At 36.7% G+C, this 16,864-nt stretch carries 12 protein-coding genes; 10 read left to right on the top strand and 2 right to left on the bottom strand.

Translation table 11 applies throughout. From position 1 onward, the window contains the following. Window positions 1-137: 137 nt before the first annotated feature. From EZ428_RS00120 to EZ428_RS00085, 8 genes are all read left to right on the top strand, one after another. Entirely contained in the window at window positions 138-1,460 is a 1,323-nt protein-coding gene (locus tag EZ428_RS00120) for an OmpA family protein (RefSeq protein ID WP_131551087.1), read from the top strand. A 497-nt stretch (window positions 1,461-1,957) separates the two neighbouring features. After that, complete coding sequence (locus EZ428_RS00115) at window positions 1,958-2,413, top strand: MarR family winged helix-turn-helix transcriptional regulator (RefSeq protein ID WP_131551086.1); 456 nt, start codon at window positions 1,958-1,960, stop codon at window positions 2,411-2,413. Next, window positions 2,394-4,799 carry a 3-hydroxyacyl-CoA dehydrogenase/enoyl-CoA hydratase family protein gene (locus EZ428_RS00110; protein WP_131551085.1) on the top strand — a complete coding sequence of 802 codons (2,406 nt, stop codon included), beginning with the start codon at window positions 2,394-2,396 and terminating at the stop codon, window positions 4,797-4,799. Before EZ428_RS00115 ends, EZ428_RS00110 begins: the two co-directional genes overlap by 20 nt. Window positions 4,800-4,903: 104 nt before the next feature. Continuing rightward, a complete protein-coding gene (locus EZ428_RS00105) occupies window positions 4,904-5,254 on the top strand; it encodes a four helix bundle protein (RefSeq protein ID WP_131551084.1) in 351 nt (116 codons plus the stop codon). A 120-nt stretch (window positions 5,255-5,374) separates the two neighbouring features. After that, window positions 5,375-6,550 (top strand): acetyl-CoA C-acyltransferase, encoded by a 1,176-nt coding sequence (locus EZ428_RS00100; protein ID WP_131551083.1) that lies wholly within the window; start codon window positions 5,375-5,377, stop codon window positions 6,548-6,550. A gap of 119 nt (window positions 6,551-6,669) precedes the next feature. Further along, window positions 6,670-8,460 (top strand): acyl-CoA dehydrogenase family protein, encoded by a 1,791-nt coding sequence (locus EZ428_RS00095; RefSeq protein WP_131551082.1) that lies wholly within the window; start codon window positions 6,670-6,672, stop codon window positions 8,458-8,460. Between the two features lie 193 nt (window positions 8,461-8,653). Continuing rightward, complete coding sequence (locus tag EZ428_RS00090; RefSeq protein ID WP_225870957.1) at window positions 8,654-9,109, top strand: FKBP-type peptidyl-prolyl cis-trans isomerase; 456 nt, start codon at window positions 8,654-8,656, stop codon at window positions 9,107-9,109. Between the two features lie 7 nt (window positions 9,110-9,116). Then, entirely contained in the window at window positions 9,117-9,965 is an 849-nt protein-coding gene (locus tag EZ428_RS00085; RefSeq protein ID WP_131551080.1) for an FKBP-type peptidyl-prolyl cis-trans isomerase, read from the top strand. A gap of 48 nt (window positions 9,966-10,013) precedes the next feature. Here the strand turns inward: EZ428_RS00085 and EZ428_RS00080 are convergent, their stop codons facing one another. Continuing rightward, the gene (locus EZ428_RS00080; RefSeq protein ID WP_131551079.1) at window positions 10,014-11,360 is read right to left on the bottom strand and encodes a cryptochrome/photolyase family protein; all 1,347 of its coding nucleotides are present in this window, start codon (window positions 11,358-11,360) and stop codon (window positions 10,014-10,016) included. A 21-nt stretch (window positions 11,361-11,381) separates the two neighbouring features. Next, a complete protein-coding gene (locus EZ428_RS00075) occupies window positions 11,382-12,299 on the bottom strand; it encodes a TIGR01777 family oxidoreductase (protein ID WP_131551078.1) in 918 nt (305 codons plus the stop codon). A 286-nt stretch (window positions 12,300-12,585) separates the two neighbouring features. Here EZ428_RS00075 and EZ428_RS00070 point away from each other — a divergent pair, with 286 nt between their 5' ends. Continuing rightward, window positions 12,586-13,872, top strand: coding sequence for a DASH family cryptochrome (locus EZ428_RS00070; RefSeq protein ID WP_131551077.1), 1,287 nt, complete (start codon window positions 12,586-12,588; stop codon window positions 13,870-13,872). 110 nt (window positions 13,873-13,982) lie between these two features. Beyond that, window positions 13,983-16,781 (top strand): 2-oxoglutarate dehydrogenase E1 component, encoded by a 2,799-nt coding sequence (locus EZ428_RS00065; protein WP_131551076.1) that lies wholly within the window; start codon window positions 13,983-13,985, stop codon window positions 16,779-16,781. The last annotated feature ends 83 nt before the right edge of the window (window positions 16,782-16,864 follow it).

Raw genomic sequence — 16,864 nt, 5'->3', positions numbered from 1 at the left:
AAATGATTAAATGAGTTGTAACCTGCTGTGATTTAGTGAAGTATGGCTCTGAAATATTTTGGCACGCCAGTTTTTGGTATGGGTATTGCCTAAAGGCTTGTAAATAAACAAGAACGCTTATTTACAAAATCAATATTATGAAACTGAAATTTTTAAAATGTTTGCCAGTTGCCTTAGCTGGTTTATTTATTGGTTCTTCTGCAATGGCACAAGAAACTACAACAACTACCTCAGAACCATTTAGAACTTGGTCAATCGGATTAACCGGTGGGGTGTTATCGCAATTTTCACCGATAGGTGGTCAATATGATTTCACTAAATCACATTACAACTTTGGATATGGTCTTTACATTAAAAAACAAATTACACCTGCATTCTCATTAAAAATTGATGGACAAAGAGGTGAAGTTAGAGCCGACAATTCAAAGCCATATAATGACGGTGGATTAAATGTAACTCCTTTTAGTTCTTATTCTACAGATTTAAATTATTCTGCAAGTTTAAGTGCTCAAGTAAATTTAGTTAACTGGAGTATGTTTAAACAACAAAACAATGCGCAATTATATGCTTCGGCAGGTGGAGGTTTTGCTAACTACACTGCTACCACAGTATCTAACCCAGGCGCTGTGTCTGTAAAAAATGCAACGGATGATGTATTAATTATCCCAGTTGGTGCAGGTGCAAAATTTCGTTTGTCTGATGCAATTAACCTAGATTTAGGTTGGACAATGAATTTTGTTGACGGAGATAAATTTGATGGTTATGCAAGAGGTGGTAACGATAGGTATAGCTATGGTTACGCTGGTTTAGAGTTTGCTTTGGGTAAAGGAAAACAATTGGCTTTCTATAGCCCTACTGCTGCTACTTATGATGAGGCTCTTGCTGCAAAGAATACTGCAAATGCGTTAAAGTCTGATTTAGATGCACAGAAAGCTGAAAACGCAAAATTGCGTTCAGAAATGAATGACTTATTAAAAGATAGTGATGGTGATGGTGTTGCTGATAAATTAGACAAATGTGCTGGAACTCCTGCAGGTACTGTTGTTGACGGTTCTGGTTGTCCTTTAAAAGTGCCTGCGCCACAAGTAACAGAAAGAGTAATTGTTACTGAGGCTGATCGTAAAGTTGTTGCTGATGCAATTTCTAACTTAGAATTCGACTTAGGTAAAGCAACAATTCGTTCAAAATCTTATGCTACTTTAAACAGAGTTGCTGCTTTATTGATGGAGAAAAACTTTAGCTTAAAATTAGCTGGTCATACAGATAATACAGGTTCTGATGCTTTAAACTTACGTTTATCTAAAGACAGAGCAGAATCGGTTAAAGCTTATTTAGTATCTCAAGGTGCTAATGCAAGTAGAATTGAAGCAACAGGATATGGCGAAAGTCAACCAATTGCTACCAATGCTACCCCTGCAGGTCGCCAACAAAATAGAAGAGTAGAATTTACTTTGTACTAGTAGAACTCATTCTTAATAGAAAGCGTTCCGTTAATCGGGGCGCTTTTTTTTGTTTGATAGCTTGTGGTCCATAGCTCATTGCTAGTTCGAGCCTGTGGCTCGGACTTTAAGGTTGGGAATCTGTCATTCCGACTTTGGAGGAATCTATTTGAGCATATTGCCTCTAAATAGATCCTTTCTCGAAGAAGTCGAGATAAGCTGTTGCACTCTGAGTGACAAATTTATTTATAGAATAGTTTAGTAAAACAACGCATCAACTTTCGGCAAATGCAACCCTTCTTTCCGTTTTACTAAGAAGTCCCTTTGGGATAGGAACAAACATTGATCAGTGCTTCAAAATTGCGCTTCTAAAGAATTCAATTATTAGATTGCTTTCCCGAAAAGTTGGGACAGGCAGTGCCCCTGGATAACTAATAATTTCTTAAAAAAATATTTTCATTTTCTACTTGCATCATAAAATCTAATTCTATAAATTTGTTATGCAAGCATAGTAATTAATGAAGCAGAAAGAAACAGTAGATTATTTTTTAAAGGTGGTATGGCAAAACGTATCCAATACCTATAACCAAATTGCCGGTGGCTTTGGAATTACACAAGCCATAGGATATGTACTCATTAACATTGAAGCAGAAGGGACAGCGGTTTCGGCCCTGGCGGCTTTACTTGGTGTTAAAGCTACAAGTTTATCCAGAATGTTAAACAATATGGAAGAGCTAGGCTTAATTTACCGCGAAACTTCTACAGGTGATAAACGTTCCGTGAAGGTCTTCCTAACACCATTTGGTATAGAGAAAAGAAAATTGGCAAGAAATGTTGTGGTTTCTTTCAATGAATATTTGAACGATAAACTAAGCCCGAAAGAAAAAGAACAATTGATATCAACCTTAGATAAAGTGAACCAGTTAACCTTGGCTTACGCAACTATAAAAGAGAATGATGAAAAGAATAAATAAAGTAGCTGTATTAGGCTCGGGCATTATGGGTTCTCGTATTGCCTGCCACTTTGCCAACATTGGTGTAGAGGTTTTGCTTTTAGATATTGCTCCAAAAGAACTAAGTGCCGAAGAGCAGGCAAAGGGATTGGCTTTAACTCATCCAACGGTTAAAAATCGTATTGTAAATACAGCTTTGCAAACTGCTGTTAAAACAAACCCATCGCCCATTTACTCCCAAAGCGTTTTAAAGCGAATTAGCACCGGTAATTTTGAAGATGATATGGCTAAAATTGCCAATTACGACTGGATAATTGAGGTTGTAGTTGAAAATTTAGGTATTAAACAAAAGGTATTTGAGCAAGTAGAGCAATTCCGCAAGCCAGGTACTTTGGTAACTTCTAACACTTCGGGCATCCCAATACACATGATGGCTGAAGGTAGAAGCGATGATTTTAAAGCTAACTTCTGTGGTACACACTTTTTTAATCCGCCTCGTTATTTAAGGCTGTTAGAAATTATTCCAACACCACACACCAAGCCAGAACTGGTAGATTTCTTAATGCATTATGGCGATAAGTTTTTAGGTAAAACCACTGTTTTATGTAAGGATACGCCTGCGTTTATAGCCAATAGGGTTGGTGTTTATTCTATCATGTCTTTATTGCATTTGGTAGAGAAAATGGACTTAACGGTTGAGGAAGTAGATAAATTTACTGGTCCGGCTTTAGGTAGGCCAAAATCTGCAACTTTCCGTACAACAGATGTGGTGGGTTTAGATACCATGATTAAGGTATCAAAAGGATTGTATGATAACTGTCCGGATGATAAAGCACATGATTTGTTCAAACTTCCAGCATATGTTCAGAAAATGGAAGCTAACAATTGGTTGGGGGATAAAACCAAACAAGGTTTCTACAAAAAGACAAAATCGCCTGACGGCAAAACAGAAATATTAGCGCTTGATTTAAAAACGCTAGAATATCGTCCCCAACAAAAAGTAAAATCTGCCACTTTAGAAATAACTAAAACTATTGAAAAAGTAGCGGATAGAATGAAAATTTTTGCAACTGGTAAAGATAAAGCGGGTGAATTATTCAGGGCTTCTTTCTTTGGTTTGTTCGAATATGTTTCAGACCGCATTCCAGAAATTTCTGATGAATTGTATCGCATTGACGATGCAATGCGTGCGGGTTTTGGCTGGGATCTAGGTCCGTTTGAGGTTTGGGATGCTGTTGGTATTCAGGCTTCATTGGATGGAATGAAACAATACGGGCATACACCAGCAGCTTGGGTAAGCGAAATGTTGGCTGCCGGACACAGTTCATTCTATAAAATTGAAGATGGTGTTAAAAAATATTACGACATCCCATCTAAAAGCTATAAGGCAATTCCAGGTACAGATGAGTTTATTATCCTAGATAATTTAAGAGCCAATAAAGTGCTTTGGAAAAACAGTGGGGCATCAATCATCGATTTAGGTGATGGGATTTTAAATGTAGAATTCCACTCTAAAATGAACACCATTGGTGGAGATACCTTATCAGCCATTAATAAGGCAATTGATATGGCAGAGAAGGATTATCGTGGGGTTGTAATTGGCAATGATGGAGCTAATTTCTCGGCAGGTGCTAACGTGGGCATGATTTTTATGATGGCAGTTGAGCAAGAGTGGGAAGAGTTAAACATGGCTGTTCGATTGTTCCAGAATACATCAATGCGCATTCGTTACTCCTCAATTCCCGTTGTTGTTGCTCCTCATAATCTGACCTTAGGTGGTGGTTGCGAATTTAGTCTGCATGCAGATTTTGTGCAATTAAATGCAGAAACTTATATGGGGTTGGTTGAGTTTGGCGTAGGTGTTATTCCGGGTGGAGGTGGAAGTAAAGAGTTTGCTTTACGTGCATCTGATGAATATAAAGCAGATCAAATTGTGCAGAACACCATGAAAGACCGTTTCTTGACTATAGGAATGGCTAAAGTTTCTACTTCTGCGGTTGAGGCATTTGAATTGGGTTATCTACAAAAAGATAAATACGCCATTAGTATGAACAGGAGCCGTTTAATTGCTGATGCTAAGGCGAAGGCAATTGAACTGGCAGATGCAGGTTATACTAAGCCTGTTCAGCGAAAAGACATTAAGGTTTTAGGTAAACAAGGCTTAGGAATTGTTTATGCCGGTGCAAATACCATGTATTCTGGTAACTACATTTCAGAACACGATAAAAAAATCTCAGAGAAATTAGGCTGGGTAATGTGTGGTGGAGATTTATCATCGCCAACAGAAGTTACCGAACAATACCTGTTGGATTTAGAAAGAGAAGCCTTTTTATCACTTTGTGGAGAAAGAAAAACTTTAGAGAGAATACAGAGCATTGTAACGAAAGGGAAACCTTTGAGAAATTAAAATTGGTATTGCGTATTGCGATTTGAGTATTGAGACAAGTTTGTTGGAAATAGTTTAATAAAGTTAAGGACATCCCTATTGTGCAAAACTGAAAATTTAAAATTATGCACAATATTAAAGAACTTAAAATTTGGCAAAAAGCGATTGATTTAGCTGTAAAAGTTTATGAAATCTCTGCCAAGTTCCCCTCAGATGAACGTTTTGGACTTGTGTCTCAAACAAGAAGATGCGCAGTTTCTGTCCCATCAAATATATCTGAAGGAGCAGGAAGAAATACTAAAGGAGAGTTTAGACAATTTTTGGGAATTGCAAATGGCTCTTCCTATGAGTTACAAACTCAAATGATTATTGCTGAAAAGCTAGGATTTATAAATGAAGTTGATTGTGAAAAGCTATTAGATAATATAGATGAACTCCAAAAAATGAATTATAAACTTCAAGCAGCATTAAAATAAGTAAAAATTAATAGGTAGGCTCATTGTCTCAATACACAAAACGCTCTACATAACATTAATAAAATTAACAAGTAGGCTCATTGTTTCAATACGCAATACGCTCTACTCAATACTAAATAAATGGAAGCATATATAATAGCAGGACTTAGAACAGCTGTAGGCAAGGCACCACGAGGTGTATTTCGTTTTACAAGGGCTGATGAATTGGCGGCAAATGTAATTAGAGAATTGGTGGCTTCGGTTCCGAATTTGGATAAGGAGCAAATTGACGATGTAATTGTAGGTAATGCAACTCCAGAGGCAGAGCAAGGCTTAAATATTGCCCGTATGATTTCGCTGATGGGCTTGGATACAGATAAAGTTCCAGGCGTAACCATTAATCGTTATTGTGCATCAGGGTTAGATACCATTGCAACTGCAGTAGCAAAAATTAAAGCTGGTATGGCAGATTGTATTGTTGCTGGTGGTGTGGAAGTAATGTCGGGTATGCCATTTGGGGGATGGAAATTAGTGCCAAATCCAGAGGTGGCAAAAACTAATCCAGATTGGTACTGGGGAATGGGTTTAACGGCAGAAGCGGTTGCTAAAGAATACAATGTGAATAGAGAAGATCAAGATGAGTTCTCTTTTAATTCGCATCAAAAAGCTATTGAGGCAATTAAAAATGGTCATTTAAAAGCTGGTGTTTTGCCAATTACGGTAAACGAAAACTATTTAGATGCGAATATGAAAAAGCAAACCCGCTCTTACGTAGTAGATACTGATGAGGGTCCGAGGGCAGATACAACCGTTGCAGCTTTGGCAAAGTTAAAACCAGTTTTTGCTGCAAATGGTGTAATCACAGCAGGTAACTCTTCACAAACATCAGATGGAGCAGCATTTGTTTTAGTGGTTTCTGAAAAGAAAATGAAAGAATTAGGTGCAGAGCCGATTGCTCGTTTGGTAAGTTATGGTGTAGCAGGTGTGCCACCACGTGTCATGGGAATTGGTCCAATTGAGGCCATTCCTAAAGCATTAAAACAAGCAGGTTTAAAACAAGATGATATGGACTTAATTGAGCTAAATGAAGCCTTTGCATCTCAGTCTTTAGCAATCATCAGAACATTAGGTTTAGACCAAAGTAAAATCAATGTTAATGGCGGTGCAATAGCTTTGGGTCACCCACTTGGCTGTACGGGAGCGAAATTATCTGTCCAAATATTTAACGAATTAAAAAGACAAAATAAAAAATACGGAATGGTAACCATGTGTGTGGGAACTGGACAGGGTGCGGCTGGGATATTTGAGGTTTTTTAAAGAGATATGAGATTTGCGTATTGCGTATTGAGACAAAGTCGATAGGTTATAGCAATTTATTTAATGGATTATTAATGGAGTATTGTCGCAATACGCAATACTCACTACACAATACTAAAATGGAAACTACAGACAAAAAAACAATTAAAGGTGGCGAGTTCTTAATTACTGAAACCACTTACCAGGATGTATTTATTCCTGAGGAATTTGATGAAGAGCAGCAAATGATTGCGCAGACTTGTCGTGATTTTTTGGTGCAAGAGATTAATCCAATTTTAGATAGGATTGATACGCAAGAGGAAGGATTAATGCCGTCATTGATGGATAAAGCTGGAGAATTGGGCATTTTAGGTGTATCTATTCCTGAAGAATACGGAGGTTTTGGTAAGAACTTTAACACTTCAATGTTGGTGGCTGACGTTTGTGGTGCTGGTCATTCTTTTGCGGTTGCTTTATCTGCACATACTGGAATTGGCACTTTGCCCATCCTTTATTATGGTAATGAAGCGCAAAAAGCTAAATATATTCCTAAACTCGGGACTGGTGAATGGAAAGCTTCTTACTGTTTAACTGAGCCAAATTCTGGCTCTGATGCCAACTCTGGTAAAACAAAAGCTAAGTTAACGCAAGATGGAAAACACTATGTCATCAACGGGCAAAAGATGTGGATTACCAATGGAGGTTTTGCTGATATCTTTATTGTTTTTGCAAAAATTGATGACGATAAAAACTTAACTGCGTTTATTGTAGAAAAAGATTTTGGGGGTATTACCATGAACCCAGAAGAACATAAAATGGGTATCAAAGGTTCGTCAACTCGTCAAGTATTTTTTAATGATTGCCACGTACCGGTTGAGAATATGCTTTCTGATAGAGAAAATGGTTTTAAAATAGCAGTTAACATTTTAAATATTGGTCGTATAAAATTATCAGCAGCGGCAATTGGTGGTAGTAGAGAAGTCTTAAACCAGGCTGTAAATTATTCCAATGAGCGTGTTCAGTTTGATAGGCCGATTTCTAAATATGGTGCGATCAGATTTAAAATCGCCGAGATGGCGGCTAAGATTTATGCTGTAGAATCTGCAAATTATAGAGCTGGACAAAATATTGATGATGCTTATGATGAATTGGTTGCAGGCGGAATGGATGCAAGTAAAGCAAAGCTGAAATCTACCGAGCAATTTGCTGTAGAATGCGCAATTTTAAAGGTTTGGGGTTCTGAAGTATTAGATTATGTTACTGATGAAGGTGTTCAGATTTATGGCGGTATGGGTTTTAGCGCCGATGCGCCAATGGATAGAGCTTATCGTGATGCCCGAATCAATCGAATTTTCGAAGGTACTAATGAAATCAATAGACTTTTAACAGTTGACATGATGTTGAAACGTGCGATGAAAGGTGAGCTAGATTTAATGACACCTGCAACAGCTGTGGCAGCAGAGCTGATGTCTATTCCTGATTTTGGAGAAGAGGATACAACCTTGTTTGCGGCAGAGAAAAAAATTATCTCCAACCTAAAGAAAGCCACCTTGATGGTAGCAGGTGCTGCGGTTCAAAAGCTGATGATGAGCTTATCTAAAGAGCAAGAGATTTTAATGAACATTGCCGATATGGCAAGTTATGTTTATATCGCTGAATCAGCTATGTTAAGAACGGAGAAATTAGTTTCATTAAAAGGCGAAGAAGCTTGCAAAGGTCAGATAGATATGATGAAAATCTACTTTGTAGAAGCAGTTGATGGAACGCAAAAAGCCGGTAAAGAAGCTTTATGGGCATTTGCAGAAGGAGATGAGCAAAGAATGATGTTGGTTGGTTTACGTAGGTTTACCAAAATGGAGCCATTTAATGTAAAACAAGCTCGTCAGAATGTGGCGCAGCAAATTATAGAAGCGAACAAATATGTTTTTTAAGGTTGAATGTTGAGGGTGTAGAGGTTTAGAGTTTGAGCATTTAGCTAAACTCTAAACCATTTTTTGCATTATAATAAAACCTTAAATCTTTCGTCTTCCTACCCTTCCACTTTTTTCAAATTGTTAAATTTGGTTAAAAATTGCGCCATCAGCAATAAAAGCTTATTTTTGTGCAATTATGTTAAAAACCAGAATGATAATTGGTCTTTTTTTAATTGTTGGAGCTTTCTCCGCTTGTAAAAAAGATTCATATGATGCAGAAAAACAAGCAAAGATTGACGACGGGTTAATTGTAGATTTCATAGCTAAAAACAGTATAGTTGCTGTAAAACATAGCTCAGGCCTTTATTATCAAATTTTGTCTCCAGGTACAGGAAATACGGTGATTAATAGCTCGACAAATGTTACAGTAAACTACGAAGGAAGATTATTGAATGGAAACGTTTTTGATAAATCAGCTGCAGCAGCTACTTTTCCATTGGGTAATTTAATACAAGGCTGGCAAATTGGTATTCCATTGATACAAAAAGGTGGAAGAATACGATTAATTATACCTTCGGCCATGGCTTATGGAAATACATCACCAAGTTCATCAATACCAGCAAATTCGGTTTTAGATTTTACAATAGATTTAATTGGTGCACAATAATATAAAAATGCGTAAACTAACTACATACACTTTAGCCTTGTTAGGCATACTTGTTCTTTTTAATTCTTGTAAAAAGGAATATGAAACCATCGAAAGTATTGATGATGCAAAAATACAGGCATACATTAAAAAGAATAACTTAACGATGACTAAAGATCCTTCAGGATTTTATTATCAATTAGTAACTCAAGGTACTGGTGCTTCTTTATTAAATAAAGACTCTGTTTTTTATAACTTGTCCATAAGTTCTTTAGGAGGTGCAAACTATTACACAACAGCAGCTTATAATAATGAAGGAACTTACTTGGGTTATATTAGTCCCTCTTCTTATAGAACGGCTTTGGAAGGTGCAAATAGAGGTGCAAAGGTTCGCGTAATTTTACCTTCTTATTTAGCCTACGGTAAAAATGGAAATGCAACTGTACCTTCAAATGAGGTGATCATTTCAGATATTACTACGGAAGTTTTACCTACTCAATGGCAAATTGATGATAAACGAATTGTTGATTTTTTAGCTGCAAAAGGATTAACGGCAACGAAAAGTCCTTTAAGAGTATATTATATTGTAAAAACACCAGGAACTGGAACGTCTGTTGATATATCATCAACAATTACCGTGAAGTACACCGGTAGAACTCTAAATGGAACCGTATTTGATACAAGCGGAGATGCTACAATTTCATCTCCTTTAGTAAGTTTAATTAAGGGCTGGGAGGTACTGTTAGGCATGCAGAAGGGCGCAAAAGTTAGAATTTTTGTTCCGTCAAATTTAGGGTATGGACTTGATGCCCAAACAAGTATTCCAGGAAGTTCAGTTTTAGATTTCGATATTGAATTAGTTGATGTAACTAATTAAATTAAAAATATTTTCTAAAAGCCATTAACCCGAAAGTTGATGGCTTTTTTATGTCAATGCTTTTTTAAATGCTGCCAAGATCCTATCTCTTGCAAATGTATGTTCAACTATAGGGATAGGTAGTATTGCATTTTTATATTCAGGAGCCCATTTATAAACATACTGCATTTTAGGGTCGAATTTTTTAAGCTGTAATTCTGGATTAAAAACCCTGAAATAAGGTGCAGCATCATTACCAGATCCACAGGCCCATTGCCAACCACCAACATTGCTTGCCTGCTCATAATCTAACAATTTTTCTGCAAAATAAGCTTCTCCCCAACGCCAATCTATTAAAAGGTGCTTGCATAAAAAGCTGGCTACCACCATCCTTACACGGTTGTGCATAAAACCAGTTTCATTTAATTGTCGCATTCCAGCATCAACTATTGGGTAACCTGTTTTGCCATCGCACCAAGCTTTAAATTCAGTTTCATTATTTCGCCACTTAATATTATCATAGGCAGGTTTAAATGCGTGATCAACAATGTGAGGATGGTGCCACAAAATCATCATGTAAAATTCTCTCCAAGCCAATTCAGAGAGCCATTTATCTGCTCTTTGATCTTGTGCTTCCCTAACTACCTCGCGTATGCTTATGGTGCCAAACCTTAAGTGTAAACCAATATGAGTTGTGGCATCCTTAGCAGGATAGTCGCGTTCTTTATCATAATCTTTTAGCTTTTTCTCGAAATTATTAGATGGAAATCCTAGATGTGATTTTTCAAACCCTAGCTCTTTTAAAGTTGAAAATGGAAGCGAAGGGGTTTGAAATAAGTTTTTTAAATATTTACCAGTGGGATAAGATTTAACATAAAAATCATTCAGCTTCTTTAGCCATTGGCGATAGTAAGGTGTGAACACAGAATAAGGCTTTCCATCATCCTTTACAATTTCATTCTTCTCAAAAATAACCTGGTCTTTGTAAGTTTTCAAGGGTATATTCTCACTCCTTAAAAACTCGCCTAAACTATCATCTCTTTTTGTAGCATAAGGTTCATAATCGTGATTTGCATAAACACCTTTAACATTATATTCACTTAAAATTTCTGGCCACGCTTTCTCTGGCGTGTCAAATTTCAATAACATTGAAGAACCTTTCTCCTTTAATTGTTCTTGAATATCGACCAAGGTCTGATAAATGAATGTTATTCGGGGATCGGCTTTATTTTCTAGTTTATTAAGGATATTTTTATCGAAAATGAATAAAACTAAAACAGGATATTTTCCTTTTAAGGCGTAATATAAAGCGGCATTATCTTTTAGTCGTAAATCTCTTCTTAACCAACAAATGCTAATTTCTGCCCCTTGATCCCCTAAAGGGGACTTTCTTGATGGTATGTTATTTTGTTTCATTGTAAACTTGTAACTCCTCCTTTAGTGGGTTGGAGAGTTATAAATTGAATTTAAAGCATCGTCTAAATTTACATAAGTATATTTATAACCTGCCTCTAAAAGTTTGTTGGCAATGGTGTTGTTGCTCATTAGAGGTAAAATGCTCATTTCTCCCATAATAGCCTTGAGGGCAAATTTAGGGATATGAACTGGCCAAACAGGGCGATTTATTTTTCCTGCAATAGCTTTTGTTAAAAATTTATTCGAAACAGGAAAGGGTGCGCAAGCATTATAAGGGCCATTCATTTTCTCATCCTCTGCTGCTTTAATAAAGATTTTAACGATATCATCCAAATGTATCCAAGGCATCCATTGTTTGCCTGAACCTAAAGGTGCGCCCACAAATAATTTAATTGGGGTTTCCATTGCTTTTAAAGCTCCATCTTCTTTACTTAATATTAGACCAATTCTAATTTTTACTACCCTTATGCCTAATTCAACTCCTTCGGTTGCAGCATTTTCCCATAACTTACAGCATTCTGATAAAAAACCTTCTCCAGGCTCACTTGTTTCTGCTAAAATCTCATTACCTCTATCGCCATAAAAACCAACAGCAGAAGCAGATATAAATGTAGTTACTGGGGCTTTTGTTTCTTTAATGGTTTTATATAAAAGTTGGGTAGATAAAACCCTACTGTCGATAATTTCTTTTTTCCTTTCGTCAGTCCATTTTTTATCTGCTATACCTTCGCCAGCTAGGTGGATAATTGTATCTATGTCCTTTAACGCATTTGAATCTATGGTTTGCTTATAAACATCCCATAGAAATACATTTACATCTTTTATAGATGCTTGTTTTCTTGATAAAATAGAAATTTGATAACCTTCTGCTTGCAATGCAGGAATAAGTTGTTTGCCCACTAAACCAGTTGCACCTGTGATGAGAATGTTTTTTGCCATACTGTATATACTGTAAATGTTTGGTTTTGGTTTACGAAAGATAGTAATTTCTTTATAGTTCGATGGTTCATTTGTTCACTAGTTCAATGTTGCTATGGTCCCCTCTTTTGCTTAATGAGCTTCTGTGTGATATGCAACTCCTTTTTCCTTCTTACCTGCCTGTCCGGTAGGCAAGCATCTTCCCTTTTCCATTAGAATGTGTTATCGGTATGTAAAAAATAAGATGGCAGGACTTGTAATTGTAAGATTTTGTGCAAATTGCAAGTCAATATAAATGGCTACGGATATGAGCAAAAAGATTTTAGTTTGGTTTAGGAATGATTTACGCCTGCATGATAACGAAATGCTAGTGGAAGCCATTGCAAAAGCCGATGAAATTTTACCTGTTTATGTGTTTGACCCTCGTCATTTTGAGAATTCTCGGTACCATACCATCAAAACGGGCTCTACCAGAGCTCAATTTCTAATAGAGAGTGTTGAGTCTATCCGTCAATCATTTCAAAAACTTGGTGGCGACATTCTAATTGCACAAGGTAAACCTGAAGAGTTATTGCCAGCTCTTGTAGCGCAATATGAAATTTCAGAAGTTTATCACCATAGGGAAGTAGCTAGCGAAGAAACTGCCGTGTCTACTGGTGTTGAAGATTTACTTTGGAAACAGAAAGTGAACTTAAAGCATTTTATTGGTCACACGCTTTATAACAAGGAAGATTTGCCTTTTCCGATAAAGGATATACCTGATGTTTTTGCTCAATTTAAAAAGAAAACGGAACGTGATGCTATTGTAAAACCTTGCTTTTTAACACCAGAAAAAATCAATTTTGTTAGTGTTGAAGATTGGGGCGCATTACCGAAGCTAAGCAACCTCATCATAAATGAAGAATTGCAGGGTTTGACTGAGAATTCTGAGTTTAAGGGCGGTGAACAGGAGGCGTTTAAACATTTGCACGATTTCTTGCATGCTGGTGAAGATATGGCTTTGTCTAATGCATCTTTAAAAAAGAACGAGGTCGTTTCTAAGCTCTCCGCTTGGCTAGCTTTGGGTTGTCTGTCGCCGAGGGAGGTTTATTGGAAGATGAAGGAGGCAGAAGCTAATTATGGTTTAAAGCCTTATTTTAACCAAATTGTTTTAGGGCTTTTATGGCGTGATTATTATCGTTTTATGTTTAAGAAATATAGAAATACATTTTTTAAACCAGCTGGATTTGCCGCTAACTTGCAAGCCTTGCCCCAGGTAGATAATGATTTATTACAAGCTTGGAAAAATGGAAATACTGGTCAGCCTTTGGTAGACGCAATGATTTATGAGCTAAATACTACAGGTTATATTAATAATGCAGCCAGACAATTAGTAGCTACTTATTTAGTTTACGAATTAGGTTTAAGCTGGGTAATGGGCGCAGCATATTTTGAAGAAAAACTAATTGATTATAATCCTGCAAGCAACTGGGGGAATTGGGCAAATATAGCTGGTGTTGGAAACGACCAACGTTTAACTAACAGTTTCAATTTTGAAAAACTGCTTAAAATCGTCGACCCTAAAGGTCTTTATAGTCAGCCTGTTAGGGCTTAACTTTTCTGGTAACCAAAAAGTGGCTTTTTATTTAATTTAATTGTTAAGTTTATTGCCATTTTTTAAGGTAAAATCCTAATTTTGCAATACTTATCGAAAATAATACACAAATGGATAACTTATCTTATCTCAATGGCGCCAACGCCGAATATATAGAATCCTTATACCAAAGCTATAAAGAAGACCGAAATTCAGTTGAATTTGGGTGGCAAAAATTTTTTGAAGGCTTTGATTTTGGCAGAACCTCTGATGCTACAGCAGTTAGTACTGAGGCACCAGAACATTTTTTAAAAGAAATTAACGTTCTAAATCTAATTAACGGATACCGTCAACGTGGTCATTTGTTTACCAAAACAAACCCAGTTAGAGAAAGACGTAAACATACACCAACTTTAGCAATTGAGAATTTTGGTTTAGCACAAGCCGATTTAAATACGGTATTTAATTCTGCTATTGAAACCGGTATTGGTGCGCCTGCAAAATTGAGCGATATTGTTGCTTTTCTAGAACAAACTTATTGCGTTTCTATTGGTGCTGAATATAAATATGTTCGTACTCCAGAAATTTTACAGTGGATTGAGCAGAAAATGGAAAGCGAGCGCAATACGCCTAAGTTTTCTATTGATGAGAAAAAACGCATCCTTACTAAATTAAATGAAGCCGTAAGTTTTGAGAACTTTTTGGGCACTAAATTCTTGGGGCAAAAACGTTTTTCATTAGAAGGTGCAGAAGCAGTTATCCCAGCTTTAGATTCGGTAATTGAAAAAGGCGCTGAATTAGGTATTGAAGAGTTTGTGATTGGAATGGCACATCGCGGTCGTTTAAATGTATTGGCAAACATCATGCAAAAAACCTATAAGGATATTTTTGCAGAGTTTGAAGGTAAAGGTTACAGCGCAGATTCTCCATTTGGAGGTGATGTGAAATATCACTTAGGTTACTCAACAGACGTAACAACTAATGCAGGTAAAAATGTTCACTTGAGCTTATGCCCAAATCCATCTCACTTAGAAACAGTAAATGGAGTGGTTGAGGGAATGTCTCGCTCTAAAATTGATTTTAAATATGGTGGCGACAATAGTCGCTTAGCACCAATATTAATTCATGGTGATGCATCTGTTGCTGGCCAGGGAATTGTTTACGAAGTGATACAAATGGCTAGTTTGGAAGGTTACAAAACTGGTGGTACCATCCATTTAGTAATTAATAACCAAATTGGTTTTACAACGAATTATAAAGATGCCCGTTCTAGTACTTATTGTACGGATATTGCTAAAGTAACCTTATCGCCGGTTTTCCATGTAAATGGAGATGATGTAGAAGCTTTGGTTTATGCTATTAATTTAGCGATGGAGTATCGTCAGAAATATAAAAATGATGTGTTTATTGATATTTTATGCTACCGCAGATTTGGTCACAACGAAGCGGATGAACCTAAATTCACTCAACCATTGTTATACAAAGCAATAGAGAAACACGCTAATCCTCGTGATATTTATATCGAAAAATTGACTAAAACTGGTGAATTGGAAGCTGGTTTAGCTAAGGAGATGGAAAAACAGTTTAAAGGTCTTTTACAAGAGCGTTTAAATGAAGCTAAAGAAATTACATCAACTTATAGTGATGTTAAATTTGGTGGCGCTTGGGCAGACATGCGGTTAGCTACAGCAAAAGATTTTGATGTTTCTCCAGATACTTCTGTAAAGAAAGCAACCTTACTAGAAGTAGCCAAAAGAATTTCTACACTTCCTGCTGATAAAAAGTTCTTCAAAAAGATTGAGAAATTATTTGATGAGCGTAATAAAATGGCAACAACCACCCATGTTTTTGATTGGGCAATGGGCGAGCAATTAGCTTACGGAACTTTATTGGCCGAAGGTAAAAGAGTTCGTTTAAGTGGACAAGATGTAAAAAGAGGTACTTTCTCTCATCGCCATGCGGTTTTAACGTTAGAAGATTCTGAAGAAGAATACACGCCATTAGCAAATGTTTCTGATCAACAAGCACAATTTGATATTTACAATTCGCACTTGTCTGAATACGGTGTTTTAGGATTTGAATATGGTTATGCAATGGCCAATCCAAATGCCTTAACAATTTGGGAAGCTCAATTTGGTGATTTCTTTAACGGAGCTCAAATTGTTGTAGACCAATATATTGCTAGTGCAGAAACAAAATGGCAAAGAGAGAACGGATTGGTGATGTTGTTACCTCACGGTTATGAAGGTCAAGGTCCGGAACATTCATCGGCTCGAATTGAGCGTTTCATGGAGCTTTGTGCAGATTACAACATGCAAATTGCTAACTGTACAACACCTGCTAACTTCTTCCATGCTTTACGTCGTCAATTTAAACGTGATTTCCGTAAGCCTTTAGTGGTGTTCAGTCCTAAGAGTTTATTGCGTCATCCGCTTTGCGTAAGCCCACTTACTGATTTCACAGAAGGTAAGTTTAAAGAAGTAATTGATGATGCAAACGTAAAGGCAGCAGATGTTAAACGTGTTGTTTTCTGTAGTGGAAAGATCTATTACGAATTATTAGAAACACAAAAAACAAACGCGAAGGGAGATGTTGCTTTGGTACGTGTAGAACAATTGTATCCAACTCCTGTAGACCAAATGGAAGCTGTTTACAAACGTTACAAAAATGCAAAAGATGCGGTTTGGGTTCAAGAAGAACCAGAAAATATGGGGGCTTGGCCATACTTGTTGCGTAAATTAAGAAAAACTTCATTTAGCCAAATGGATGTTATTTCTAGAAAAGAAAGCAGCAGTACAGCTACAGGTTATGCAAAACAACATACCAATCAGCAAGCTTACATTATTGCGAGTGCTTTTGATGTTCCTGTAACTGAGAAGGTAAAAGAAACTGCGGCAAAAGCAACCAAAAAATTAGTAAATATAGATTAAAAGAGATTTGAGATGTGAGATTTGAGATGTGAGACATTTCAACGTTGCAACATTTCAACCTTAAAACTTTACAACATAAATAA

Origin of the sequence: Pedobacter frigiditerrae (genome assembly GCF_004331645.1) — a bacterium.
Taxonomy (GTDB): domain Bacteria; phylum Bacteroidota; class Bacteroidia; order Sphingobacteriales; family Sphingobacteriaceae; genus Pedobacter; species Pedobacter frigiditerrae.
The sequence above is the reverse complement of the archived record's forward strand: the minus strand, read 5'-3'. Positions and strand labels throughout refer to the sequence as shown.